The organism is Kitasatospora arboriphila (genome assembly GCF_039528095.1).
In the GTDB taxonomy this organism is placed as follows: domain Bacteria; phylum Actinomycetota; class Actinomycetes; order Streptomycetales; family Streptomycetaceae; genus Kitasatospora; species Kitasatospora arboriphila.
Map to the genome: position 1 here is coordinate 1 of NZ_BAAALD010000095.1, position 23,329 is coordinate 23,329.

Consider the following 23,329-nt stretch of genomic DNA (forward strand, 5'->3'; position numbering starts at 1 on the left):
GCTGGTGGCCTCGTTCAGGCCGCCGGACTCGCCCGAGTAGTTGAGGCCCGCCGTGGCGGAGGTCACGCCGTGCGTCATCTCGTGGCCGGCCACGTCGATCGCGGTCAGCGGGTGGGTGTTGCCCGACCCGTCGCCGTACGTCATGCAGAAGCAGCCGTCGCTCCAGAACGCGTTGACGTAGTTGGTGCCGTAGTGGACCTTGCTGTACGCGCCGACGCCGTTGTTCTTGATGCCGTTGCGGTTGAAGGTCGACTTGTAGAAGTCCCAGGTGGCGGCCGCGCCGTACTGCGCGTCCACCGCGGCGGACTGCCCGTTGGAGGCGCTGCCGTTGCCCCAGACGTTGTCGGCGTCGGTGTACAGCGTCCCGTTCTTGTCGACGGTGTACTGGCCGCCGCGGGTGTTGTCCTTCAACTGGTACGTCGAGCCGGTGTAGTTGGTGGTCAGGGTGACCGAGCCGACGAAGACGCCCTTGCCGCTGCCGGTCGCGTTGGAGGTGCGGATCTGCTCCTCGGAGGAGAGCACCGCGCCGGTCGCGGCGTCGGTGACGACCAGGCGGCTGCTCGGGGTGCCGTCGGCGCGCATGCCCTCGACGGTCGTCCGGTAGGCGAGCCGCGGGGTGCCGGAGGCGGCCCACACCACCAGCTCCGCGCCGCCCGCCGCGCCGACCGAGGTCAGCGCCGGCTCGTCCGCGTCGGCGGACTTCCCGACGGTGGCGGCGACCGCGCCGTGCGCCCCGGCGGCGGCCTGCGCGGCGGTGAGCTTCGGGCTGAGCGAGGCGGGGGCGACCGAGCCCTGGACGGCGCGGTCGACGGCCTTCACGGCGCCCTGGGCGTCCTGGTGCACGACCAGGTCGCCGCCGAGCACCGGCAGGCCGGCGAAGGTCCGGTCGAAACGCAGGTGGCGGGCGCCGTCGGCGTCGACGACGGCGTCCTTGACGACCAGCTGCTCCTGGCCGGAGAGGCCGAGGACGCGGGCTGCGGCGGGGGCCTCGGCGCCTGCCTGGGCGAGCAGCGCGGCCCGCTGCTGCGCGGCGGCCGGGGCGGGGGCGGCCTGGGCGCCCGCGGCGACCTGGATCGCGCCGGCGAGCAGGGCCGAGGTGGAGAGGACGGCGCCGAGGGCGAGCTTTCGCTTCACGTACGGGTTCCTTCCGGATCAACCGCGTGTGCGCGGTCGCGCATCGCTCCGGGGCACCGGGTCCGGTGCCGACTGGGGCGGAACGAGCGCTGACGTGCTGCTCCGTGCGGTCATGCGGCACCGGACCGGTTGGGGTGGCCGGTCGGGCGCCGCACGGGGCTGGAAGGAAGCATGACAAGACGGACCGTCAAATGACAGATGTACGACAAGAGTTGGCGTATTCCTGTCACGGCCGTTCGGGGCCGGACATGAGGCAGCAGCCGGGCCTCCCCTCCGGAGGGCCCGGCTGCTGCGTCTTCAACCGCGGTGCGTCAGCTGACGTTCACCGCGGCCCAGGCAGCGGCAACCTGGGCGTACTCGGCGGATCCGGCACCGTAGAGGTCCGACGCCGCGTTCAGGGTCGCGGTGCGCGCGCCCTTGTAGTTGGTGGTGGACGTCATGTAGACGCTCAGCGCCCGGTACCAGACCTGCAGCGCCTTGGCCCGGCCGATGCCGGTGACCGTGGAGCCGTTGTAGGTGGGGCTGTTGTAGCTGACGCCGTTGATCGTCTTCGCGCCGCTGCCCTCGGCCAGCAGGTAGAAGAAGTGGTTGCCGACGCCGGACGAGTAGTGGACGTCCAGGGAGCCCACGGAGGAGGACCAGTAGTCCGCCGAACCGCCGTCCTTGGAGGGCTTGTCCATGTAGCGCAGCGGCGAGCCGTCGCCGTTGATGTTGATCAGCTCGCCGATCAGGTAGTCGCCCTTGTCGGCGGCCAGGTTGGCGTAGAACTCCACGCCGGTGCCGAAGATGTCGCTGGTGGCCTCGTTCAGGCCGCCGGACTCGCCCGAGTAGTTCAGGCCGGCGGTGTTGGCGGTGACGCCGTGGCTCATCTCGTGGCCGGCCACGTCCAGCTCGGTCAGCGGGTGGGTGTTGGACGCGCCGTCGCCGTACGTCATGCAGAAGCAGGAGTCGTCCCAGAACGCGTTGACGTAGTTCCGGCCGTAGTGCACCCGGCTGTAGGCGCCGACACCGTTGTTCTTGATGCCGTTGCGGCCGAAGGTGTTCTTGTAGAAGTCCCAGGTCACGGCCGCGCCGTACTGGGCGTCCACGGCGGCGGACTGGCTGCTGGAGACCAGGCCGGTGCCCCACGCGTTGTCGGCGTCGGTCAGCAGGGTGCCCGCGCCGGAGGTCTTGTTGTTCAGCGTGGTGGTGTACTGCCCGCCGCGGGTGGCGTCCTTCAGCTGGTACGTCGAGCCGGTGTAGTTGGTGGTCAGCGAGACCGAGCCGACGAAGACGCCCTTGCCGGTGCCGGTCGCGTTGGTGGTCTGCACCTGCTCGTGGGTGGAGAGGACCTCGCCGCTCGCGGCGTCGGTGACCAGCAGCTGGCGGCTCGGGGTGCCGTCGGCGCGCATGCCCTCGACGGTGGTCTGGTAGGCCAGGCGGGGCTTGCCGGAGGCGGCCCAGACGACCAGCTTGCCGCCCGCGGGCGCGGCGACCGAGGTCAGCGCGGCCTCGTCGGCGTCCTTGGCGACACCGACGGTGGCGGCGACGGCGCCGTGCGCCTTGGAGGCGGCCTGCGCGGCGGTGAGCTTCGGGGTGAGCGTGGCCGGGGCGACCGAGCCCTGGACGGCGCGGTCGACGGCCTTCACGGCGCCCTTGGCGTCCTGGTGCACGACCAGGTCGCCGCCCAGGACGGGCAGGCCGGCGAAGGTGCGCTCGTAGCGCACGTGCCGGGTGCCGTCGGCGTCGACGACGGCGTCCTTGACGACGAGCTGCTCCTGGCCGGCGAGGCCGAGGGTGCGGGCCGCGGAGGGCGCCTCGGCGCCGGCCTGCGCGATGAGCGCGGCGCGCTGCTCGGCGGGGGCGGCGGGGCCCACCGGAGCGGGGGAGGCCTGCGCGATACCGGCGCTGACCTGGATTGCACTGGCGAGGACCGCCGACGCAGAGAGAACGGCTCCGACTGTCAGCTTTCGCTTCACGTACGGGTTCCTTCCGGATCAACCGCGTGTGCGCGGTGGCGCCGCGTTCCGGGGCACCGGGGTTAGTGCCTGCTGGGGCGGAACGGGCGCGGACGTGCTGCTCCGTGCGGTTCGACGACGTCCGCCGGAGGGGTGGGGGCCCGGCGGGTCGAACGAAGCTGGCCAGAAGCATGACAATGCAGATCGTGAAATGACAGGTCTCGATCGGGAGTTGGCCACCACTCGCCATCCGGACGCGAGCCCGCAAAGCGCCCGAAGCGCCCAATTCGCCCGTCCGATCGGTCGTTTCCATACGGAGGAAACCCGTATGATCGCGTTCCGGCCCCAACTCCCGTCGCCAGAAGCAAGATTGCAGGCATGTTTCGGCCGTGCGGAGCCCTGGTGCGGACCAGAAATCGCTTGGCGTGATCCCGCCAGAACCGGCCCTTGTCCACCATCGTGGACACCTGCTACCCCGCCTCCCGTACGCCGGTACGGTGGAAGAGTGCCCAAGCCCCTCGCCCTCGACTTCGACCCGATCGCCCGCGCCGGTGACCTGTGGACCCGCCGCTGGGGCGCCGTCCCGTCCATGGCGGCGATCACCTCGGTGATGCGCGCCCACCAGATCCTGCTGTCCCGGGTGGACGCCGTGGTGAAGCCCTACGGCCTCACCTTCGCCCGGTACGAGGCGCTGGTGCTGCTCACCTTCAGCCGGGCCGGCCAGCTGCCGCTCTCCAAGATCGGCGAGCGCCTCATGGTGCACCCGACGAGCGTCACCAACACCGTCGACCGCCTGGAGCGGGACGGCCTGGTCGCCCGCCGCCCCAACCCCGCCGACGGCCGCGGCGTCCTCGCCGCGATCACCGACCGCGGCCGCGAGGTGGTCGAGCAGGCCACCCGCGAACTGATGGCCATCGACTTCGGTCTGGAGGGCTACGACGACGAGCAGTGCGCGCAGGTCTTCGAGCTGCTCCGCCCGCTGCGGGTGGCGGCCGGCGACTTCTCCCCGTCCGCGGAGGAGGGCGGGGCCTGACCCGGCCGGTGCGTCCGGCGGGGGCGCGGCCGGAGCGGCCGCCGCCTGCGGTTACCCTCGTCGGTATGAAGCAGAGCGTGCTGACCCGATACCGGGCGCTGGCGTACATCACCGGCGTCCTGCTGATCCTGCTGACCGCCGGCGTGATCGCCAAGTACGTGCTGGACGTCTCGGGCGCGAGCGGCTTCACCAGCGCCGTCGGCATCGCGCACGGCTGGCTGTACGTGGTCTACCTGGTCCTCGCCTTCGACCTGGGCACCAAGGCGAAGTGGCCGATGGGCAGGCTGGCCTGGGTGCTGCTGGCCGGCACGATCCCGACCGCCGTCTTCTTCGTGGAGCGCAAGGTCTCCCGCGACGTCGCCCCGCTGATCGAGACCCCGGAGCCGGTCTCCGCCTGAGCCCCCGCCCGCCTCTGCGACCGAGCCCCTCCCCGCCCCGGGGAGGGGCTCCGGCGTTCCGGGGCCCGGTCCGTGCCGTCGACGGGCAGGAGGACGCCCGAACGAATCGGCGGGGACGTTCCGGCCGCCGCCGCCGTCCCGCGCACGGCGGCCGTACGGCCGCCGTACGGAGTGGAGCGCGGCCGTGGACGGTCCGGGAGGAGTGGGGCACCCGCCGCGAGCCCGCCGCCTTCCGGCTCAGGCGTCCAGGCCGACGAGGGCGCTCAGCATCAGGGTGGTGAAGCGGTCCAGCCAGCGGCGGGTGATGGGTTCGCCGGCGACCAGGAGCCGGTGCTCGACGGCGCCCGCGATCATGTCGAAGACGAGGTCGATCTCCTCGCAGGCGGCCGCCTCGTCCTGGTCCGAGCGGAGCTCGCCGCGGGCCTGGGCGTTGGCCCGTCCCGTCCGGACGAGGTGCTTCTGCGGGTCGACGATGCGTTCGCGGATGCGCAGCCGCAGCTGCGGGTCCCGGCTGCCCTCCGCGAACAGCGCCATCAGCGCGGCCTGCGACTCCGGCCGGGCGAGCAGGTCGGCGAACTGGGCGACGGTGGCGGCGATGTCCGCCCGCAGGCTGCCGAGGTCGGCCATCTCCAGTTCGTCGAAGAGGCTGGCGACGGCGTCGACGACCAGTTCGTTCTTGGACGGCCAGCGCCGGTAGAGGGTGGTCTTGGCGACGCCGGCCCGGGTGGCGACGTCGCCCATGGTGAGGCCGCCCCAGCCGAGTTCGGCGAGGGCTTCACGGGTGGCGTCGAGGATCGCCCGGTCGGCGGCAGCGCTGCGCGGACGGCCCTTGCCGCGGGGAAGGGCGGCGGTGTCCGGGGCAGCCGGCTGCTGGGTGGTGGGGGCCACCGAGCCTCCTAGCTGAAAATTTACCGGTTGGTAACTTGGTCGGTCCGGGTAACGGTAGCGACCGGAACCCCCGGTCAGCAGCCACCGGCGGGCGGAAAGTGGGGCAGGTCACGTCCTGCGGCGCCGAGGGGGTCTTGCGGGACGGGCCCGGGATGGAGATACGCTACGACTCGTAGCGAAAGAGCGGCAACCACGCGTCGTGCCCATGGGATCGGGCCGGTGCGGGGCGCGGATGGGGATCCGCGCCGGCAGCGGCTACACACCGGGAGGCAGCCCCCGTCGCACGGTCGGGTGGCGCAGGCGCAACGGCTCGGCGAGGTTTCCGGCCGGTTGGCGCCCGTCACCCGTGCGGACGGGGGAGGATGGTGCCATGCAGTCACGGAATTCGCGTCTCAACAGCGCCGCCCTTCGCGGAGCGGTCGACCTCGCCGCGGTCAAGGCGGCCGGCGAGGCAGCCCAGAAGGCCGAGCAGGCCCGGGCCGACCGGGCCCGGCAGGCCGCGGCCGGCGGCGACACCGCACCCGCGCCCCACCAGCTGGTCCTCGACGTCAGCGAGGACACCTTCGAGGCGGAGGTCGTGCAGCGCTCGGCCGAGGTCCCGGTCGTGGTCGACTTCTGGGCCGAGTGGTGCGGCCCGTGCAAGCAGCTCAGCCCGATCCTGGAGCGCCTGGCCGAGGAGTACGCCGGCCGGATCGTGCTCGCCAAGATCGACGTCGACGCCAACCAGCTGATCGCCCAGCAGTTCGGCATCCAGGGCATCCCGGCCGTGATGGCCGTGGTGGCGGGTCAGCTCGTCCCGCTGTTCCAGGGCGCCGAGAACGAGGCCAACGTCCGCAAGATCCTCGACCAGCTGATCGCGGTGGCCGAGCAGCGCTTCGGCATCACCGGTCTGTCCTCGGACGCGGCCGGCGGCGAGGCCGCGGCGCAGGCACCGCGGCTGCCGTCCGACCCGGCGCTGGAGGCGGCGCACGACGCGCTGGACCGCGGCGACCTCGGCGGCGCCGTCCGGGCGTACCAGAACGTGCTGTCCGACCAGCCCGGCAACACGGAGGCCAAGCTCGGCCTGGCGCAGGCACAGTTGCTGCAGCGGGTCGAGGGCATGGACCCCCAGCAGGTGCGGGCGGCGGCCGCCGCCGGCCCGAAGGACGTCGAGGCGCAGCTGCGCGCGGCCGACCTGGACCTGGTGGGCGGGCACGTCGAGGACGCCTTCGGGCGGTTGGTGGACACCGTCGGCCGGACGGCCGGCGAGGACCGCGACGCCGCGCGGCTGCGGCTGCTGGAGCTCTTCGAGGTCATCGGCCCGGAGGACCCGCGGGTGGTCGCGGCGCGCAGCGCCCTCGCCCGGGTGCTCTTCTGACGGCAGTGGCCGGGCGGTTCCGCCGCGGCCGGGTGCAGTGGCCCGGCCCGGGCGGGTGGCACGGCGTGTGACCTGCGGTGTCGCTGGGGATTTGGCGACAATCCAGGAGATTTCGTAGAGCTTAATCAAATCTTGACAACCACCCTCGGCCGGTCACGTTCAGTGGCCGGCCGGGGTGTTTCAGCGCCGTTTCCTGCGGATTGCGGATGTGTCGCCCACGGTGAATGTGACACAGAGTGATCGAGCCTCTGTTTCCATGATCAACGGTACACACTGTTGGATTACCCGTCAGTAATCGACCCCTTGTGTTCGGCCCGGGATTCCAGCACGATCGGCCCACGCCCGGTCCCGCTCAGGGAATCCCCATCGGGTAACCGCCGGCCCCGGTCGGCGGTTGGAGGGCAGGGGGGTAGCCGCAGATCCCACACGCGGTTCCTGTCCTTCCTGCGACCGCGCAGCCGTGCGGTCGCCGGTTGTCGCTCGGGGGTGATCGCCATGTCCGTCGGCCCACGACGCGCTGGCGCTCTCCGCTACCGAGGACGTAGCTCTCTCCCATCCCAGGCCCGGGCCGGTGCGGGACGCACCGGACACGGCCGGAGATGTACGTCCTAGAAGGAGGACACACGCATGTCCCAGACTTTCGGCAAGACCAGCTGGAAGCGCTTCGGCATCGCCATGGTGCCGGGCATCGCCGCCACCGCGGCGATCGGCGTGGCGCTGGCCAACAACGCGCTCGCCGCCTCGTTCAACGTCTCCGGCCAGCGCTTCAAGGTCACCGCCGAAGACCTGACGGGTGAGAACTTCGCCCAGTTCGGCTCGTACGACTTCGAGACCAACGGCACCCCGCACGCGGTCGCGATCTCCGCGTTCGACACGGCCACCATCAAGGGCATGTGCCAGTCCGTGGTCAGCGAGCCCGCGCTGCTCGGCCTGAAGCTGCCGAAGGTGACCCTGCGCCTGGAGGCCGGCAACAGCGACGACGTCAAGAAGCAGGTCTCTGCGCAGAACCTGCTGATCGACCTCGACCAGCTGTCCGCCGACGCCGAGTTCACCGACATCAACATCGGCCAGGACGCCTCGACGCTGAAGACCAGCGCCACCGCCAACTGGAAGAGCCCGATGGGCACCGGCAAGCCGTCCGGCCTGCTCGGCTTCTCGCAGACCGCCCCCAAGGCGCACCTGACCAACGTGAAGCAGACCGCCTGGGCCACCTCGGCCGGCACCTTCAAGCTCAACGGCCTGGACCTCAAGCTGTACGTCGGTGACGACGGCAACGGCAAGGAGTGCTACTGATCCTCGTCTGACGGTGCGCCGACCGGCGCACCGCGATGACGGATCCCGCGGCCGGAGGCGGGCGCCCGCCCGCCCCCGGCCGCAGCTCAGGCGTTTCCTCCCCCTCGCAGCGAACCATCGAGGAGTTGCATCGTGTCCAGCGCAACTGCCCAGACGTGGCCCGAGAACGACGGCGGCATCAACCTGCGGCTGCGGTTCCGCAACTGGCGCCGCTCGCGGCCGTTCTGGGGCGGCCTGCTGGCCATGATCGCCGGCGTGCCCATCCTGTACTTCCCCTACGCCGAGCTGAACCTCGCCGGCATGACCGTGTCGATGGCCACCACCGCGGGCGCCGGTTCACTCATCATCGGCATCCTGATGATGTGCCTCGGCCTGACCGCGTGGTTCCAGCCGCTGGTGCGGATCTTCTGCGGCGTGGCGACCACGCTGCTCGCACTGATCTCCATCCCGGTCTCCAACCTCGGCGGCTTCGGCTTCGGCCTGATCCTCGGCCTGATGGCCGGCGGCCTGCTGATGGCCTGGGCGCCGCTCAAGCCCGTCACCGCCGTCGAGGAGGCGCCCGCCGCGGAGCCCGCCACGGCGGACTTCACGGCCGAGGCCCCGGTCGAGACCACCCAGCCGCTGCTGCCCGCCCAGCAGACCCCGGCCGACGCCGCCGACAACGCCGCACCGGCGGCCGACCCGGGGGAGCAGCGGTGACCGACCGGGACGAGTCCGCCGCAGCCGCCGCGCCCGGTCCCCGCCACGCTGCGCCGCGGACGAGCGTGCGCCGCCGCATCCGCGGCCGGGTGATGGCGATCGCCGCCGTGCCCACCGCGATGCTGGTCGGTGCCGCCTACACCCCGACCACGCTCGCCGTGGCCGACACCCAGAGCGACAAGGCCTGCGCCACCGCTCCGGACACGGTGATCGAGGAGACGCCCGTCCCCAAGAGCGAGATCAAGGTGCTGCCGGCGCCGTCCGGCACCGCCAAGGCCGCGACCAAGAAGTCCGGTGCGACCGCCTCGCCCTCCACGGTCAAGGTGCCCGTCCCGACCGCCACGGCCACCTCGGCGAAGCCCTCGCCGTCGGCCGACGCCACGCCCCCGAACGTGATCGGCGACATCCTCACCGGCATCGGCGACATCTTCAAGCCGCCGACCCGCACCACGCCGACGCCGACCGCGGCGCCGAGCACCACCGCGAAGACCGTCACCACCCAGGCCGCCACCACCCCGGCCGCGAGCGCCTCCGCCGCGCCGAAGGCGGCGGCCTCGACGCCCGCCGCCGCCGCGAAGGCCGCCACCGGGTCGGCGAGCCCGTCGGCATCCCCCTCGCCGTCCGCCACCGGCCCGAACTGCCTGGTGGACACCAGCAAGGAGAAGGCGCTGGCGGCGCCGACCGGCCACGTGGTGCCCGACCAGAACTGGGTGCTGCACTCCAGCAAGCTCGCCCTGCACGGCTCGGTGTTCAACGGCGTGTACGACGTGAAGACGCCGACCGGCTCCAAGCGCGTCCTGAAGTTCACCACCGCCTCGGTGGACATCGGCGACCTCGACATGTCGACGATCGAGGTGAAGGACAAGACCTTCCACGTGAAGGCCGCGCCCAACACCACCTCGACCATGCGCAACGGCCCGATCACCATGTACGTGGAGAGCCTCTCCGGCCACCTCTCGGCGATCTACGGCCTGCCGATCCCGATCGACCTGGGCGAGATCACCCTCACCCCGGACACCCTGCCCAAGTGGCTGTGGGACCTGATCGGCTCCGTGCCGATCCCGCTCGACATCACCCTGGACAAGGCCAAGGCCGTCCAGGCCGGCCAGTTCGGCGGCACCCTCAAGATCCCGGGCATGCACCTCTTCAACGACGACCAGCCGTACGACGGCTGAGCCCACCCGTCGCACCCGCGGCCCGGCCGGACCTCCGGCCGGGCCGTCGGCGTTCCGGCGTCCTCAAGATCCTCGACCCGTGGAACGGGAGCAGCTGCATGGTCAACCTCGAAGAGTTCGTCGAGCAGTGGAGCCTCTACGCGGTGTTCAAGGGATGAGCGTGGTGCTGGTGCGGGTCGGGCACCGCGACGACCGCCACGAGTTCGTCGTCGAGCGGGACGGCCACGCCGTGACCTGCGGATTCCGTACGGAGCAGTCCTCCCTGATCGACCCGGACGGGGTGCCGCTCAGCGTGGTGGTCTGGGAGCGCGACCTCGTCGCCGAGTTCAAGGAGACGCCCGACGCGCTGCGGCCGCTGAACAAGGCCGCCTCCGCGGTGGTGACCGGGCAGGTGCTCCAGCTGCCGCTGACCCTCCTGGACTGATCCGCTCCGCCTCGCGCGGAACGCGCCGCGGGGCGGTTCCCCTCCTCCGGTCGGAGGAGGGGAACCGCCCCGCGGTGGTGCTGCGCCGGGTGTCAGTGGTGGTCGCGGCTGCCCAGGTGGTGGACCTGGACCATGTTGGTGTTGCCGGGGACGCCGGGGGGCGAGCCGGCGGTGACGATCACGGTGTCGCCCTCGGTGAGACGGTTCAGGCGCAGCAGCTCGCGGTCGACCTGCTGCACCATCTCGTCGGTGGTCTCGACCTGCTCGGTCACGTACGCCTCGACGCCCCAGCTCAGCGAGAGCTGGTTGCGGGTGGAGGCGTCCGGCGTGAACGCGATCACCGGGATCGGCGAGCGGTAGCGGGACAGCCGGCGGGCGGTGTCGCCGGACTTGGTGAACGCGACCAGCGCCTGGCCGTTGAGGAAGTCGCCGAGCTCGCACGCGGCGCGGGCGATCGAGCCGCCCTGGGTGCGCGGCTTGCGGCCCGGGTTCAGCGGCTGGAGGCCCTGCGAGAGCAGCTCCTCCTCGGCCTTCTCGGCGATCCGGCTCATCGTCCGGACGGTCTCGACCGGGTACTTGCCGACGCTGGACTCGGCGGAGAGCATGACCGCGTCCGTGCCGTCCAGGATGGCGTTGGCGACGTCGGAGACCTCGGCGCGGGTCGGGCGCGAGGCGTGGATCATCGACTCCATCATCTGGGTCGCCACGATCACCGGCTTGGCGTTGCGGCGGGCCAGGGTGATCAGCTGCTTCTGCACCAGCGGCACCCGCTCCAGCGGGTACTCGACGGCGAGGTCGCCACGGGCCACCATGATCGCGTCGAAGGCGAGGACGATCTCCTCCATCGCCTCGACGGCCTGCGGCTTCTCGATCTTGGCGATGACCGGGACGCGGATGCCGACCTCGTCCATCACCTTGTGGACGTCGTGGATGTCGGCCGCGTTGCGGACGAAGGACAGTGCGACCATGTCGACGCCCAGCTCGAGGGCGAAGCGCAGGTCCTCCTTGTCCTTCTCGGAGAGGGCGGGCACGTTGACGGCCGCACCGGGCAGGTTGATGCCCTTGTTGTTCGAGAGCACGCCGCCCTCGACCACCACGGTCTTCACCCGCGGGCCGTCGACGCTGACGACCTCCAGGGCGATGACGCCGTCGTTGATCAGGATCGGGTCGCCGGGCTTCACGTCGCCGGGCAGGCCCTTGTAGGTGGTGCCGCAGATGTGCTGGTCCCCGGGCACATCCTCGGTCGTGATGGTGAAGGTGTCGCCGTTGTCGACGGTCACCGGTCCGTTGGCGAAGGTGGCCAGCCGGATCTTCGGGCCCTGCAGGTCGGCCAGCACGCCGATGGTGCGGCCGGTGTCCTCGGACACCTGGCGGACCTTGCGGTACCGCTCCTCGTGCTCCGCGTGGGAGCCGTGGCTCATGTTGAGTCGGGCGACGTTCATGCCCGCTTCGACGATGGCCTTCAGCTGTTCGTAGGAGTCCGTCGCCGGACCCAGGGTGCAGACAATTTTCGCTCGGCGCATATCCGTCAGTCTATCCGTTCGAGTTATCGGTGCATCACGCCCGAACCGGGAGAAATCGCCAACGAACCATCCCGAAGGGTGGGACGCTGACGGGCTGTCATCTCAAATGTCGTCGTGCACCAGCGCGAAGGCCTGGCGGGCGATCTCCAGCTCCTCGTCGGTGGGCACCACCGCGACCGCCACCCGCCCGTGATCGGGCGAGATCAGCCGCGCCGCACCGGAGCGCACGGCGTTCAGCGCCGGGTCGACCTCGATGCCCAGCGCCGACAGCCCCGCGCACGCCGCCTCCCGGACGGGCGCCGCGTTCTCGCCCACCCCCGCGGTGAACACCACCGCGTCCACCCGGCCCAGCACCGCGTAGTACGCCCCGATGTACTTGCGCAGCCGGTGCACGTACACGTCGAAGGCCAGCTGCGCGTCCCCGTCGCCCTCGCCGGCCCGGCGCAGCACCTCCCGCATGTCGTTGTCCCCGCACAGCCCGACCAGGCCGCTGCGCCGGTTCAGCAGGTCGTCGATCTCATCGATCGTCAGACCGCCCACCCGGTGCAGGTGGAAGACCAGGCCCGGATCGGCGTCCCCGGAACGGGTGCCCATGACCAGGCCCTCCAGCGGCGTCAGGCCCATGGAGGTCTCCACGCACACCCCGCCCGACACCGCCGAGGCCGAGGCCCCGTTGCCCAGGTGCAGCACGATCATGTTCAGCTCGGCCGGGTCGCGGCCGAGCAGCCGCGCGGCCGCCCGCGAGACGTACTGGTGCGAGGTGCCGTGGAAGCCGTACCGGCGCACCCGGTGCTGCTCCGCGGTCTTCCGGTCGATCGCGTACGTGGCGGCGGCCTCCGGCACCGTGCTGTGGAAGGCCGTGTCGAACACCGCGACCTGCGGCAGGTCCGGCCGCAGCGCGCGGGCCACCTCGATGCCGACGATGTTCGCCGGGTTGTGCAGCGGCGCGACCGGGATCAGCCGGCGGATCTCGGCCACCACCTCGTCGTCGATCAGGGTCGGCGCGGCGAACCGCTGCCCGCCGTGCACCACCCGGTGGCCGATCGCCGCGAGGCCGGGGGAGCCCAGCCCGAGGTCGTCCGCGGCGAGCTCCTCGGCGACCGCGGCGAGCGCCTCCGCGTGGTCGGCGAAGACCCGCAGCCGCTCGCGCCGCTCGCCCCGGGCCGGGGTGTGCAGCAGCCGGCCGTTCACCTCGCCGATCCGCTCGACCAGCCCGGCCGCCGCCCGGGAACCGTCCAGCATGTCGATCAGCTGGTACTTCACGGAGGACGACCCCGCGTTCAGCACGAGGACCAGCGTGGATTCGGTCACTGCTCGGCTCCTTCGGCGGGGCGCTGTGACTGGATCGCGGTGATCGCGACCGTGTTGACGATGTCCTCGACCAGGGCGCCGCGGGACAGGTCGTTGACCGGCTTGCGCAGGCCCTGCAGCACCGGCCCGACCGCCACCGCGCCGGCCGAGCGCTGCACCGCCTTGTACGTGTTGTTGCCGGTGTTCAGGTCCGGGAAGACCAGCACGGTCGCCCGGCCCGCCACCGAGGAGCCCGGCAGCTTGGTCGCCGCCACGTGCGGGTCCACCGCGGCGTCGTACTGGATCGGCCCCTCGACCAGGATGTCCGGGCGCGCCCGGCGGACCAGCTCGGTCGCCTCCCGCACCTTGTCCACGTCCGCGCCCGAACCGGAGGTGCCCGTCGAGTACGAGAGCATCGCGACCCGCGGCTCCACCCCGAACTGGGCCGCCGTCTCCGCGGACTGCACCGCGATGTCGGCCAGCTGCTGCGCGTCCGGGTCCGGGTTCACCGCGCAGTCGCCGTACACCAGCACCCGGTCGGCCAGGCACATGAAGAACACCGAGGAGACGATCGCCGCACCCGGCGCCGTCCTGATCACCTCGAAGGCCGGCCGGATGGTCGCCGCGGTCGAGTGCACCGCACCGGACACCATGCCGTCGGCGATGCCCTCCTGCACCATCAGCGTCCCGAAGTACGAGACGTCGGTGACCACGTCCAGGGCGCGCTCCAGCGTCATGCCCTTGTGCGCCCGCGCCCTGGCGTACAGCTCCGCGAAGCTCTCGCGCAGCGGACTGGTCGCAGGGTCGACGATCCGCAGCCGGGCCCGGTCCGCGGCCTCCTCCGGGTGCGGCAGCTCCAGGCCCAGCGACGCCGCCCGGCGCTGCACCGCGTCCCGCTCGCCCAGCAGGGTCAGGTCGCAGATGTTGCGGCGCAGCAGCACCTCCGCCGCCCGCAGCACCCGCTCCTCGGTGCCCTCCGGCAGCACGATGTGCCGCCGCTGCGCCCGGGCCCGCTCCAGCAGCGCGTGCTCGAACATCATCGGGGTCACCCGCTCGGACGGCGACAGCTCGATCCGCTTGGTCAACTCCGCCGTGTCCACGTGGAGTTCGAAAAGCCCGAGGGCGGTCTCGGCCTTCCGGTGGCTGTCCGGGCCGATCCGGCCCTCCAGGTGGGTCAGCGCGGCCGCGGTCAACCAGCTGCCCTCCGGCACCACCGCGACCGGCGTCCCCGGCGCGAGCCGCGCCGCCAGCGCCATCACGTTCGGCCCCGGGTGCTGCCCGAGCGTGAGCAGCACGCCCGCGATCGGCGGCGCCCCCGCGGCGTGCGCCGCCAGCGCGCCGATCAGCAGGTCCGCCCGGTCGCCCGGGGTCACCACCAGGGCGCCCTCGGTCAGCGCGTCGAGGAAGGTCGGCAGCATCGCGCCGCCGAAGACGAAGGAGCGCACGTCCCGGGCCAGGCCCGCGGCGTCGCCCAGCAGCACCTCGGCGCCGGTCGCGTCGACCAGCTGCGCCACGGTCGGCGCCGAGAGCGAGGGCTCCTCCGGGATCACGTACACCGGCACCGGGAGCTTCTCGGTCAGCGTCCGCTGGATCCGCTGCTTCGCGGCGGGGGCGACCCGGTTGGCGATCATCGCCAGAGCGGAGCAGCCGAGGTCGGTGTAGGCCCGGTGGGCGTTGCGGACCTCCGCGACCACCGCCTGCGCGTCCTCGCCCTGACCGCCGACGACCGGCAGCACCCAGGCGCCGAACTCGTTGGCGAGCCGGGCGTTGAAGGCCAGCTCGTCGGGGATGTTGGTGCCGGCGAAGTCGGTGCCGAGCACCAGCACCGCCTGGCAGCGCCGCTCGACCGCGCGGAAGCGGTCCACCAGCACCGACACCAGTTCGTCCTGGCCCTGCGCGGCCTGCAGGGCGGCGGCCTCCTCGTAGGAGAGGCCGTACAGGTCCTCCGCCGGCAGGTCGACCCGGTAGCGGGCGCGCAGCAGCTCGACGACGTGGTCGGTGCCCTTCTCGGCGGGATCGTCCGCGTGCACCAGCGGCCGGAAGACGCCGACGGCGTCGACCTGGCGGGCCAGCAGCTCCATGACCCCGAGTTCGACGGCCTGCCGGCCGTCCCCCCGGTCGATGCCGGTCACGTACACGCTGCGCGCCACGCGGCTCACTCCGTCCTGCCGTCCGGGAAGCGGTCACTGTTGACCTTACCCGGGCAGGTGTTCCCGCGCGGACGTGGGCGGGCCTCCGGGGCGATCGCCCCGGAGGCCCGGAACCGGCGGGGTCCGGCGGCGTCAGGCCGGCCGCAGCCAGAGGGTGGCGAGCGGCGGGAGGACCAGCTCGGCACTGCGCTCCTGGCCGTTCCACGCGGTGGCCTCGGCCTTGACGGGCCGCGAGTTGCCGAGGCCGCTGCCGCCGTACTCCGCGGCGTCGGTGTTCAGCGCCTCCTCCCACAGCTGGTCGCCGCCGGGCAGCTCCGGCAGGCCGACCCGGAAGCCGTGCCGGACGACGGGGGAGAAGTTGCAGACCGCGACCAGCGGGGTGCCGTCGGCGGCGTAACGGACGAAGGACAGCACGTTGTCGTCGGCCGCGCCGCCGTCCAGCCAGCGGAAGCCGGCCGGCACGGTGTCCTGCTCCCAGAGCGCCGGGGAGTCGAGGTAGGTGCGGTTGAGCGCGCCGACCAGCCGGCGCACCCCGAGGTGCTCCTCGGCGGCCGGCCAGTCCTCGGCGAGCACCCACCACTGCGGGCCGTGCTCGTGGTCCCACTCGGCGCCCTGCGCGAACTCCTGCCCCATGAACAGCAGTTGCTTGCCGGGGTGGGCCCACATGAAGCCCAGGTACGCCCGGTGGTTGGCCCGCTGCTGCCACCAGTCGCCGGGCATCTTGGCGACCAGCGCCTGCTTGCCGTGCACCACCTCGTCGTGCGAGATCGGCAGGACGTAGTTCTCCGAGTAGGCGTACACCATCGAGAAGGTCATCTCGTTGTGGTGGTACTTGCGGTGCACCGGCTCCTTGGACATGTAGACCAGCGAGTCGTGCATCCAGCCCATGTTCCACTTCAGGCCGAAGCCGAGGCCGCCGCTGTCGGTGGGGCGGGTGACGCCGTCCCAGGCCGTGGACTCCTCGGCGATGGTGACCACGCCGGGGCAGCGGCGGTAGACCGTCGCGTTCATTTCCTGAAGGAACGAGGCGGCGTCGAGGTTCTCCCGGCCGCCGAAGGCGTTCGGCGACCAGGCGCCGCCCTCGCGCGAGTAGTCGAGGTAGAGCATGGAGGCGACGGCGTCCACCCGCAGGCCGTCGACGTGGAACTCCTCGCACCAGTACACCGCGTTGGCGACCAGGAAGTTCCGCACCTCGGTGCGGCCGTAGTCGAACTCCAGGGTGCCCCAGTCCGGGTGCTCGGCCCGCAGCGGGTCGGCCGGCTCGTACAGCGGCTCGCCGTCGAACCGGGCCAGGCCGAAGCCGTCCTTGGGGAAGTGCGCCGGCACCCAGTCGACGATCACGCCGATGCCGGCCCGGTGCAGCGCGTCGACCAGGTGCTTGAAGTCGTCCGGGCCGCCGAGCCGGGCGGTCGGCGCGTAGAAGCCGGTGACCTGGTAGCCCCAGGAGCCGCCGAAGGGGTGCTCCATCACCGGCATGAACTCGACGTGGGTGAAGCCGAGGTCCGCGAGGTAGCCGGGCAGCACCTCGGCGATCTCCCGGTAGCTCGTCAGGTCGGGCCGCCAGGAGGCCAGGTGCAGTTCGTAGACAGACATCGGCGACCGGTGGTGCACCGTCCGCTGCCGCCGGGCCATCCAGTCCCCGTCGCCCCAGGTGTAGTGCGAGGTGTGCACCACGGAGGCGGTCTCGGGCGGGCACTGGGCGGCCCGGGCCAGCGGGTCGGCCTTCTGCAGCACCCAGCCCTGCCGGGTGCGGATCTCGTACTTGTAGGTGTCGCCCTCCGCGAGGCCGGGGACGAACAGCTCCCAGACGCCCGAGGAGCCGAGCGAGCGCATCGGGTGGCCGGTGCCGTCCCAGTGGTTGAAGCCGCCGACCAGCCGCACGCCGACCGCGTTCGGCGCCCACACCGCGAAGGACGTGCCCGCCATACCGTCGACCTCGCGGACGTGGCTGCCGAGCACCCGCCACAGCTGCTCGTGCCGGCCCTCGGAGATCAGGTGCAGATCGAGCTCGCCGAGGGTGGGCGCCACCCGGTAGCCGTCCTCCTGCTCCAGCGGCTCGCCGCCCGGGTAGCTCACCCGCAGCCGGTACGCCGGGAACTCCCGGCCCACCAGCAGCCCGGTGAACAGGCCGGACTGCTGGTGGGTCAACTCCGCGGGGCCCTGGTCCGTCACCACCACGACCCGCTCCGCGAACGGGCGCAGCACCCGGATCGCGGTGCCCTCCAGGGTGGCGTGCGCACCGAGCAGGGCGTGCGGGTCGTGGTGCACGCCGGAGACCAGCCGGTCCACCTCGGCCGGCGGCAACGGCGCCTCCGGGAGGCGCATCGGGGAGGACGCCGACGGGCCGGACCGCGGTGGCGCCACGGGCTCGCGCCGCTTGGCCGCCCGGGCCCGCCGGGCGGGCGCGGACGCGCCGGCGCCCGCCCGGGAGGTGGCGGGCACGGCGGTGGTGGAGCTGTCGTGCGTGGGGCCGGGGGGGTTCACGTCGGGTCCTCCAGGAGGCGGTTGCGGGGCGTCAGACGGTCAGGGCCAGACGGTTGATGGCGGCCAGCGGGATCGGCAGCCAGCTCGGGCGGTGCCGGGCCTCGTACACGACCTCGTACACCGCCTTGTCGATCTCCAGGGCGCGCAGCAGCTCCGGCGCGGTGGCCGGGTCCATCCCGCCGCCGGCCGTGTAGCCCGCGCAGTACGCGGCCCGGTTGCGGGCCGCCCAGGCGTTGGCCAGGTGGGCCAGCTCCGGGTCGGGGCCGGGGGCCCCGGCGAGCAGGTGCGCGGCCGCGTAGTCGAAGGAGCGCAGCATCGCCGCCACGTCCCGCAGCGCCGGCTGCGGCAGCCGGCGCTCGGCCAGCGGCTTGGCCGGCTCGCCCTCGAAGTCCAGCAGCACCCAGCCGTGCGGGGTGCGCATGGCCTGGCCGAGGTGCAGGTCGCCGTGGATCCGCTGGACGGGCAGGCCCTCCAGGTGGTCGGCGGTGAGCTGCTGGAAGGCCGCGCGCAGCGCCGAGCGGTAGCGCAGCAGTCCGGGCACCGCGGCGACCGCGCTGTCCAGCCGGTCGGCCATCGCGCCGGCCAGCCGGCCGGTCTCGGCCCGGTCGAGGCGGGCGGTCGGCATCGAGCGGGACAGCACCCGGTGCACCTCGGCGGTGGCCCGGCCGAGCCGGTGCGCCTCGACCGCGAAGTTCCCGGGCGTCGGGTCGCCCTTGAGCCGGGCCACCTGGTCGAGGGCGAGCTCCCAGCCGTCCTCGGCGTCCGGCAGGTAGCGCTGCAGCAGTCCGAGAGTGGCCGGTTCCGATCGCTCCAGCCGGGACTCGAACCAGGCGGCGACCCGCGGGATGCGGGTGGAACCCGCCCGGGAGAGCGCCAGCGACAGTTCTAGGTCCGGATTGGTGCCGGGGCTGATCCGCCGGAACAGCTTGAGGATGAAGGAGGTCCCGTAGATCACCGAGCTGTTGGACTGCTCGGCCGTGGAGGCCCGGCCCGGCAGGTTGCTCGGCAGGCCCGGACCCGGGGTCCGCCGGAAGGAGAGCGCGCCGAAGCGGTCGCCGGTGGCCAGGTGCTCCAGCAGCCGGCCGGTCAGCTCCGGGTCGTGCACCGCGTCGTAGAGCACCGCGCCGTCGTGCGGGCCGCCGCCGGCCAGCCGGCCGAGGACTGCGCCCGGGCCGACCCCGGACGGGTCCTGGGACCGGATGCCCAGCAGCAGCTGGTAGATGTCCCCCTGGGCAGCCGCCCCGGTGCCGTGCTCCACCCGCAGCAGCAGGTGCAGCAGGGTCGGGTCGCCGACCTGCAGCGGGGTGCCCACCACCGGCGTGAGCCCGCTGATCGCGCGCCCCTTCCCGGCGTACCAGCGCTGGGTGGGGAGCCAGTCGGCGATCAGCGGCAGGGCGGCGCCCACGAGCTCGCTGACACCCGCGGTGGTTCTCCGCCCCGTGGTCCCGCGCGTGCCGACGGGCCCGGGGGCGCCGTCGGGTAGGTCGCGGTGCACGTGGGCTTGAGAACGGGAGGTTTCGGACATGACTCCCTTTCCCCGGAAGCGGGCCGGCTGCCCGAGGTCGTCACCGGGCCTGTCAGTCTTCCGGATTTCGGCGGCGCGGCGGCGGAGGCACGCGAGCGGGGCTCGGGTGTCACGCCATAGTGTGGGTGGCCGTTGGGCTGTTCTCCGTACCCGACGGTGCGAAGACCCCTGCGGGGCGCGGGGGTCGTGACTCTCGCGCCCCGCAGGGTTGGTCCCCTCGGACCTGGCTGGTGGATCGTTACTTCGGCGCCGGACGGCCGCCGCTACTTGATTCCGGGCTTCCTGAGCTGGAACCAGTAGAAGCCGTGCCCGGCGAGAGTGAGCAGGTAGGGCCACTCACCGATGGACGGGAAGCGCACGCCGCCGATCAGCTCGACCGGGTACCGCCCCCCGTACCGCCGCAGGTCCAGTTCGGTCGGCTGCGCGAACCGCGAGAAGTTGTTCACGCACATGACCAGGTCTCCCTCGTGCTCGCGCACGAAGGCCAGCACCGCGGGATTGCTGGAGGGCAGCTCGGTGTAGCTGCCGAGGCCGAACGCAGGGTTGAGCTTGCGGATCTCGATCATGCGACGCGTCCAGTGCAGCAGGGAACTCGAACTGCTTTGCTGCGCTTCGACGTTGGTCACCTGAAAGCCGTACACCGGGTCCATGATGGGCGGCAGACTGAGCCTGCCCGGGTCGGCCGAGGAGAAACCCGCGTTGCGGTCCGGCGTCCACTGCATCGGGGTGCGGACGCCGTCCCGGTCGCCGAGCCAGATGTTGTCGCCCATGCCGATCTCGTCGCCGTAGTACAGCACCGGCGAGCCGGGCAGCGAGAGCAGCAGGGCGGTGAAGAGCTCGATCTGGTTGCGGTCGTTCTCCAGCAGCGGTGCGAGCCGCCGGCGGATGCCCACGTTGGCCCGCATCCGCGGGTCCTTCGCGTACTCCGCGTACATGTAGTCGCGCTCCTCGTCGGTGACCATCTCCAGGGTCAGCTCGTCGTGGTTGCGCAGGAAGATGCCCCACTGGCAGCCGGAGGGGATCTCCGGCGTCTTCGCGAGGATCTCCGAGACCGGGTAGCGCGACTCCCGGCGGACGGCCATGAAGATCCGCGGCATCACCGGGAAGTGGAACGCCATGTGGCACTCGTCGCCGCCGGAGGCGAAGTCCCCGAAGTAGTCGACGACGTCCTCGGGCCACTGGTTGGCCTCGGCCAGCAGCACCGTGTCCGGGTAGTCCGCGTCGATCTCCTTGCGGAGCCGCTTGAGGAACTCGTGGGTCTCCGGCAGGTTCTCGCAGTTGGTGCCCTCCCGGGCGTACAGGTAGGGGACCGCGTCCAGCCGGAACCCGTCGATGCCGAGGTCCAGCCAGAACCTCAGGGCCGCGATCACCTCCTCCTGGACCCGCGGGTTGTCGTAGTTGAGGTCCGGCTGGTGGGAGAAGAACCGGTGCCAGAAGTACTGCTTGCGGACCGGGTCGTACGTCCAGTTGGAGGTCTCGGTGTCGACGAAGATGATGCGGGCGTCGGGGTACTGCTTGTCGTCGTCGGCCCACATGTAGAAGTCGCCGTACGGCCCGTCCGGGTCGTTGCGGGACGCCTGGAACCACGGGTGCTGGTCGCTGGTGTGGTTGACCACGAAGTCGATGATCACCCGCATGCCGCGGGCGTGGGCGGCGTCGACGAACTCGACGAAGTCGGCGAGGTCGCCGAACTCCGGCAGCACCGACTTGTAGTCGGCCACGTCGTACCCGCCGTCCCGCAGCGGGGAGGCGAAGAAGGGCGGCAGCCAGAGGCAGTCCACCCCCAGCCACTGCAGGTAGTCGAGCTTCGAGGTGAGCCCCTTGAGGTCACCCACGCCGTCGCCGTTGCTGTCCTGGAAGGAACGGACCAGGACCTCGTAGAAGACCGCGCGTTTGAACCACTCCGGGTCGCGGTCCCTGGCCGGCGTTTCGGCGAAGGTGTCGGGAACGGGCTCATTGACTGTCACTGAGGGTGCCTCCGGACGGTGAGGAGGTGGGCCGGCTCGGTGGATGGGTCGAGCCGGACGTAGTTGCGGCGGCCCCAGTCGTAGGTGGCGCCGGTGAGCTCGTCGTGCACCGTCAGCGGCAGGTCCGAGTCCAGGGTCACGGTGGCCTCCTGGACGTGGTGCGGGTCCAGGTTCACCACGGTGATCACGTGGTCCTCGATGCCGTCCTCGGTGGTCGCCCGCTTGGAGTACGCGATGACCTGGTCGTTGTCCGTGGGGTGGAAGCGCAGGTCGCGCAGCTGCTGCAGGGCGGGGTGGCGCCGGCGGAGCCGGTTGAGGGCGGTGAGGAGCGGGGCGAGGGAGTCCTGACGGCTCCAGTCGCGCGGGCGCAGCTCGTACTTCTCGGAGCGCGCGTACTCCTCCGAGCCGGGGTGGACGGGCTCGTTCTCGTAGTGCTCGTAGCCCGCGTAGACGCCGTAGCTGGGGGCGAGGGTCGCGGCCAGCACCGCGCGGACGGCGAACGCGGCCGGGCCGCCCTGCTGCAGGTACTCGTGCAGGATGTCCGGGGTGTTGGCGAAGAAGTTGGGCCGCATGTACGAGGCCGCGTCACCGGTGAGTTCGGTGAGGTATTCGGTGAGTTCCTGCTTGGTGGTGCGCCAGGTGAAATAGGTGTACGACTGGTGGAATCCGATCTTCCCCAGGGTGTGCATCATCGCCGGACGGGTGAACGCCTCGGCCAGGAAGATCACGTCGGGATCCGTCCGGGCGATGTCGCCCAGCACCTTCTCCCAGAACACCACCGGCTTGGTGTGCGGATTGTCGACGCGGAAGATCCGCACCCCGTGGCCCATCCAGAAGCGCAGGATACGAACCGTCTCCTTGACCAGCCCCTCGAAGTCCTGGTCGAAGTTGATCGGGTAGATGTCCTGGTACTTCTTCGGCGGGTTCTCGGCGTGGGCGACGGTGCCGTCGAGGCGGTGGCTGAACCACTCGGGGTGCTTGTTGACCCAGGGGTGGTCGGGGGAGCACTGCAGGGCGAAGTCCAGTGCGACCTCCAGCCCCAGTGACCCGGCCTCGGCGACGAAGCGGTCGAAGTCCTCCAGGGTGCCGAGGTCCGGGTGGACGGCGTCGTGGCCGCCCTCCGGCGAGCCGATCGCCCAGGGCGAGCCGACGTCGTGCGGACCGGCCGTCAGGGAGTTGTCCGGGCCCTTGCGGTGGGCGCGGCCGATCGGGTGGATCGGCGGCAGGTAGACCACCTCGAAGCCCATCGCGGCGACCGCGGGCAGCCGCTCGGCGGCGGTGCGCAGCGTCCCGGAGACCGGCGGCTGGACGCCGGAGGGGTCGACCACGGCGCCCTCGGAGCGCGGGAAGAACTCGTACCAGGCGCCGTACAGCGCCCGCTTGCGGTCCACCTGGAGCGGCAGCGGCCGGGTGGCGCTGACCAGTTCGCGCAGCGGGTGGCGCTCCAGCAGGGTCAGCACCTCGGGCGCGAGCGCGGCCGCGTAGCGGCTCAGCGGGGGCAGGCCGGGGTCGCGCAGTGCGTCCACCGCGGCCAGCACGTGCGCCCGGCCCTCCTTCTTGGGCACCCCGGCGGCGGCCCGCTCCAGCAACTGGGCGCCCTCCTCCAGGACGAGCGCGGTGTCGATGCCGGCCGGGAGCTTGACCGCGGCGGTCCTCCGCCAGGTGGCGACCGGGTCGCTCCACGCCTCCACCAGGTAGGACCAGCGGCCGGCCGCGGTCGGCGTGACGTGCGCGCCCCAACGGTCGGTGCCCGGGGCGAGTTCGCGCATCGGCGTCCACGGACCGCTGCGGCCGCGGGGGTCGCGGAGCACCACGTTGGCGTTGACCGCGTCGTGGCCCTCGCGGAAGACGGTGGCGGTGACCTGGAAGCTCTCGCCCTCCACGGCCTTGGCCGGGCGCCGCCCGGAGTCGACGAGGGGGCTGACGTCCAGGACGGGGATGCGGCCGATCACGGTGTCGCTCTCTGTCTTGCGGGTGGCGCTCTTGCGGGCGGTGGTGGTCTTCTTCGCTGCGGTCTTCTTGGCGGCGGTCGTCCTCGCGGCGGTCTTCTTC

At 72.0% G+C, this 23,329-nt stretch carries 17 protein-coding genes; 7 read left to right on the plus strand and 10 right to left on the minus strand.

Features of this window, described 5'->3' with window-relative positions; translation table 11 throughout:
* Positions 1 to 1,134 (minus strand): M4 family metallopeptidase (locus ABD353_RS32405; protein ID WP_344627261.1); only part of this gene is annotated, 1,134 nt, incomplete at its 3' end.
* 311 nt (positions 1,135 to 1,445) lie between these two features.
* Positions 1,446 to 3,092, minus strand: coding sequence for a M4 family metallopeptidase (locus ABD353_RS32410; RefSeq protein ID WP_344627262.1), 1,647 nt, complete (start codon positions 3,090 to 3,092; stop codon positions 1,446 to 1,448).
* Positions 3,093 to 3,576: 484 nt separating this feature from the next.
* On the opposite strand from ABD353_RS32410, the gene ABD353_RS32415 reads away from it, so the two are divergent.
* Entirely contained in the window at positions 3,577 to 4,104 is a 528-nt protein-coding gene (locus tag ABD353_RS32415) for a MarR family winged helix-turn-helix transcriptional regulator (RefSeq protein ID WP_344627263.1), read from the plus strand.
* 65 nt (positions 4,105 to 4,169) lie between these two features.
* Entirely contained in the window at positions 4,170 to 4,502 is a 333-nt protein-coding gene (locus ABD353_RS32420) for a DUF3817 domain-containing protein (RefSeq protein ID WP_344627264.1), read from the plus strand.
* Positions 4,503 to 4,739: 237 nt separating this feature from the next.
* On the opposite strand, the gene ABD353_RS32425 is transcribed toward ABD353_RS32420, so the two are convergent.
* Positions 4,740 to 5,390, minus strand: a complete 651-nt coding sequence (locus tag ABD353_RS32425) for a TetR/AcrR family transcriptional regulator (protein WP_344627265.1) — start codon at positions 5,388 to 5,390, stop codon at positions 4,740 to 4,742.
* A gap of 370 nt (positions 5,391 to 5,760) precedes the next feature.
* Here ABD353_RS32425 and trxA point away from each other — a divergent pair, with 370 nt between their 5' ends.
* The 5 genes from trxA to ABD353_RS32450 all read left to right on the plus strand — a co-directional run bounded on the left by trxA (position 5,761) and on the right by ABD353_RS32450 (position 10,338).
* On the plus strand, positions 5,761 to 6,747 hold the full coding sequence (gene trxA, locus ABD353_RS32430) for a thioredoxin (protein ID WP_344627266.1): 987 nt from the start codon (positions 5,761 to 5,763) through the stop codon (positions 6,745 to 6,747).
* 627 nt (positions 6,748 to 7,374) lie between these two features.
* Positions 7,375 to 8,040 carry a DUF6230 family protein gene (locus ABD353_RS32435; protein ID WP_344627267.1) on the plus strand — a complete coding sequence of 222 codons (666 nt, stop codon included), beginning with the start codon at positions 7,375 to 7,377 and terminating at the stop codon, positions 8,038 to 8,040.
* A 132-nt stretch (positions 8,041 to 8,172) separates the two neighbouring features.
* A complete protein-coding gene (locus ABD353_RS32440) occupies positions 8,173 to 8,739 on the plus strand; it encodes a DUF6114 domain-containing protein (RefSeq protein WP_344627268.1) in 567 nt (188 codons plus the stop codon).
* On the plus strand, positions 8,736 to 9,914 hold the full coding sequence (locus ABD353_RS32445; RefSeq protein ID WP_344627269.1) for a RodZ family helix-turn-helix domain-containing protein: 1,179 nt from the start codon (positions 8,736 to 8,738) through the stop codon (positions 9,912 to 9,914). Before ABD353_RS32440 ends, ABD353_RS32445 begins: the two co-directional genes overlap by 4 nt.
* A gap of 154 nt (positions 9,915 to 10,068) precedes the next feature.
* The gene (locus ABD353_RS32450) at positions 10,069 to 10,338 is read left to right on the plus strand and encodes a hypothetical protein (RefSeq protein WP_344627270.1); all 270 of its coding nucleotides are present in this window, start codon (positions 10,069 to 10,071) and stop codon (positions 10,336 to 10,338) included.
* A 92-nt stretch (positions 10,339 to 10,430) separates the two neighbouring features.
* On the opposite strand, the gene pyk is transcribed toward ABD353_RS32450, so the two are convergent.
* The 7 genes from pyk to ABD353_RS32485 all read right to left on the minus strand — a co-directional run bounded on the left by pyk (position 10,431) and on the right by ABD353_RS32485 (position 23,229).
* Positions 10,431 to 11,861, minus strand: a complete 1,431-nt coding sequence (pyk, locus tag ABD353_RS32455) for a pyruvate kinase (RefSeq protein ID WP_344627271.1) — start codon at positions 11,859 to 11,861, stop codon at positions 10,431 to 10,433.
* A gap of 102 nt (positions 11,862 to 11,963) precedes the next feature.
* The gene (locus tag ABD353_RS32460) at positions 11,964 to 13,172 is read right to left on the minus strand and encodes an acetate kinase (RefSeq protein WP_344627272.1); all 1,209 of its coding nucleotides are present in this window, start codon (positions 13,170 to 13,172) and stop codon (positions 11,964 to 11,966) included.
* Positions 13,169 to 15,301: a phosphate acetyltransferase gene (gene pta, locus ABD353_RS32465; protein WP_344627273.1), complete on the minus strand. Its 2,133-nt coding sequence runs from the start codon at positions 15,299 to 15,301 to the stop codon at positions 13,169 to 13,171. Before pta ends, ABD353_RS32460 begins: the two co-directional genes overlap by 4 nt.
* A gap of 132 nt (positions 15,302 to 15,433) precedes the next feature.
* On the minus strand, positions 15,434 to 17,785 hold the full coding sequence (gene glgB / locus ABD353_RS32470; RefSeq protein ID WP_344627274.1) for a 1,4-alpha-glucan branching protein GlgB: 2,352 nt from the start codon (positions 17,783 to 17,785) through the stop codon (positions 15,434 to 15,436).
* A gap of 31 nt (positions 17,786 to 17,816) precedes the next feature.
* A complete protein-coding gene (locus ABD353_RS32475) occupies positions 17,817 to 19,310 on the minus strand; it encodes a maltokinase N-terminal cap-like domain-containing protein (protein WP_425555300.1) in 1,494 nt (497 codons plus the stop codon).
* 263 nt (positions 19,311 to 19,573) lie between these two features.
* Positions 19,574 to 21,277 (minus strand): maltose alpha-D-glucosyltransferase, encoded by a 1,704-nt coding sequence (gene treS / locus ABD353_RS32480; RefSeq protein WP_030272501.1) that lies wholly within the window; start codon positions 21,275 to 21,277, stop codon positions 19,574 to 19,576.
* Positions 21,274 to 23,229: an alpha-1,4-glucan--maltose-1-phosphate maltosyltransferase gene (locus tag ABD353_RS32485; protein WP_344627279.1), complete on the minus strand. Its 1,956-nt coding sequence runs from the start codon at positions 23,227 to 23,229 to the stop codon at positions 21,274 to 21,276. The genes treS and ABD353_RS32485 overlap by 4 nt, the downstream gene beginning before the upstream one ends.
* Between the last annotated feature and the right edge of the window lie 100 nt (positions 23,230 to 23,329).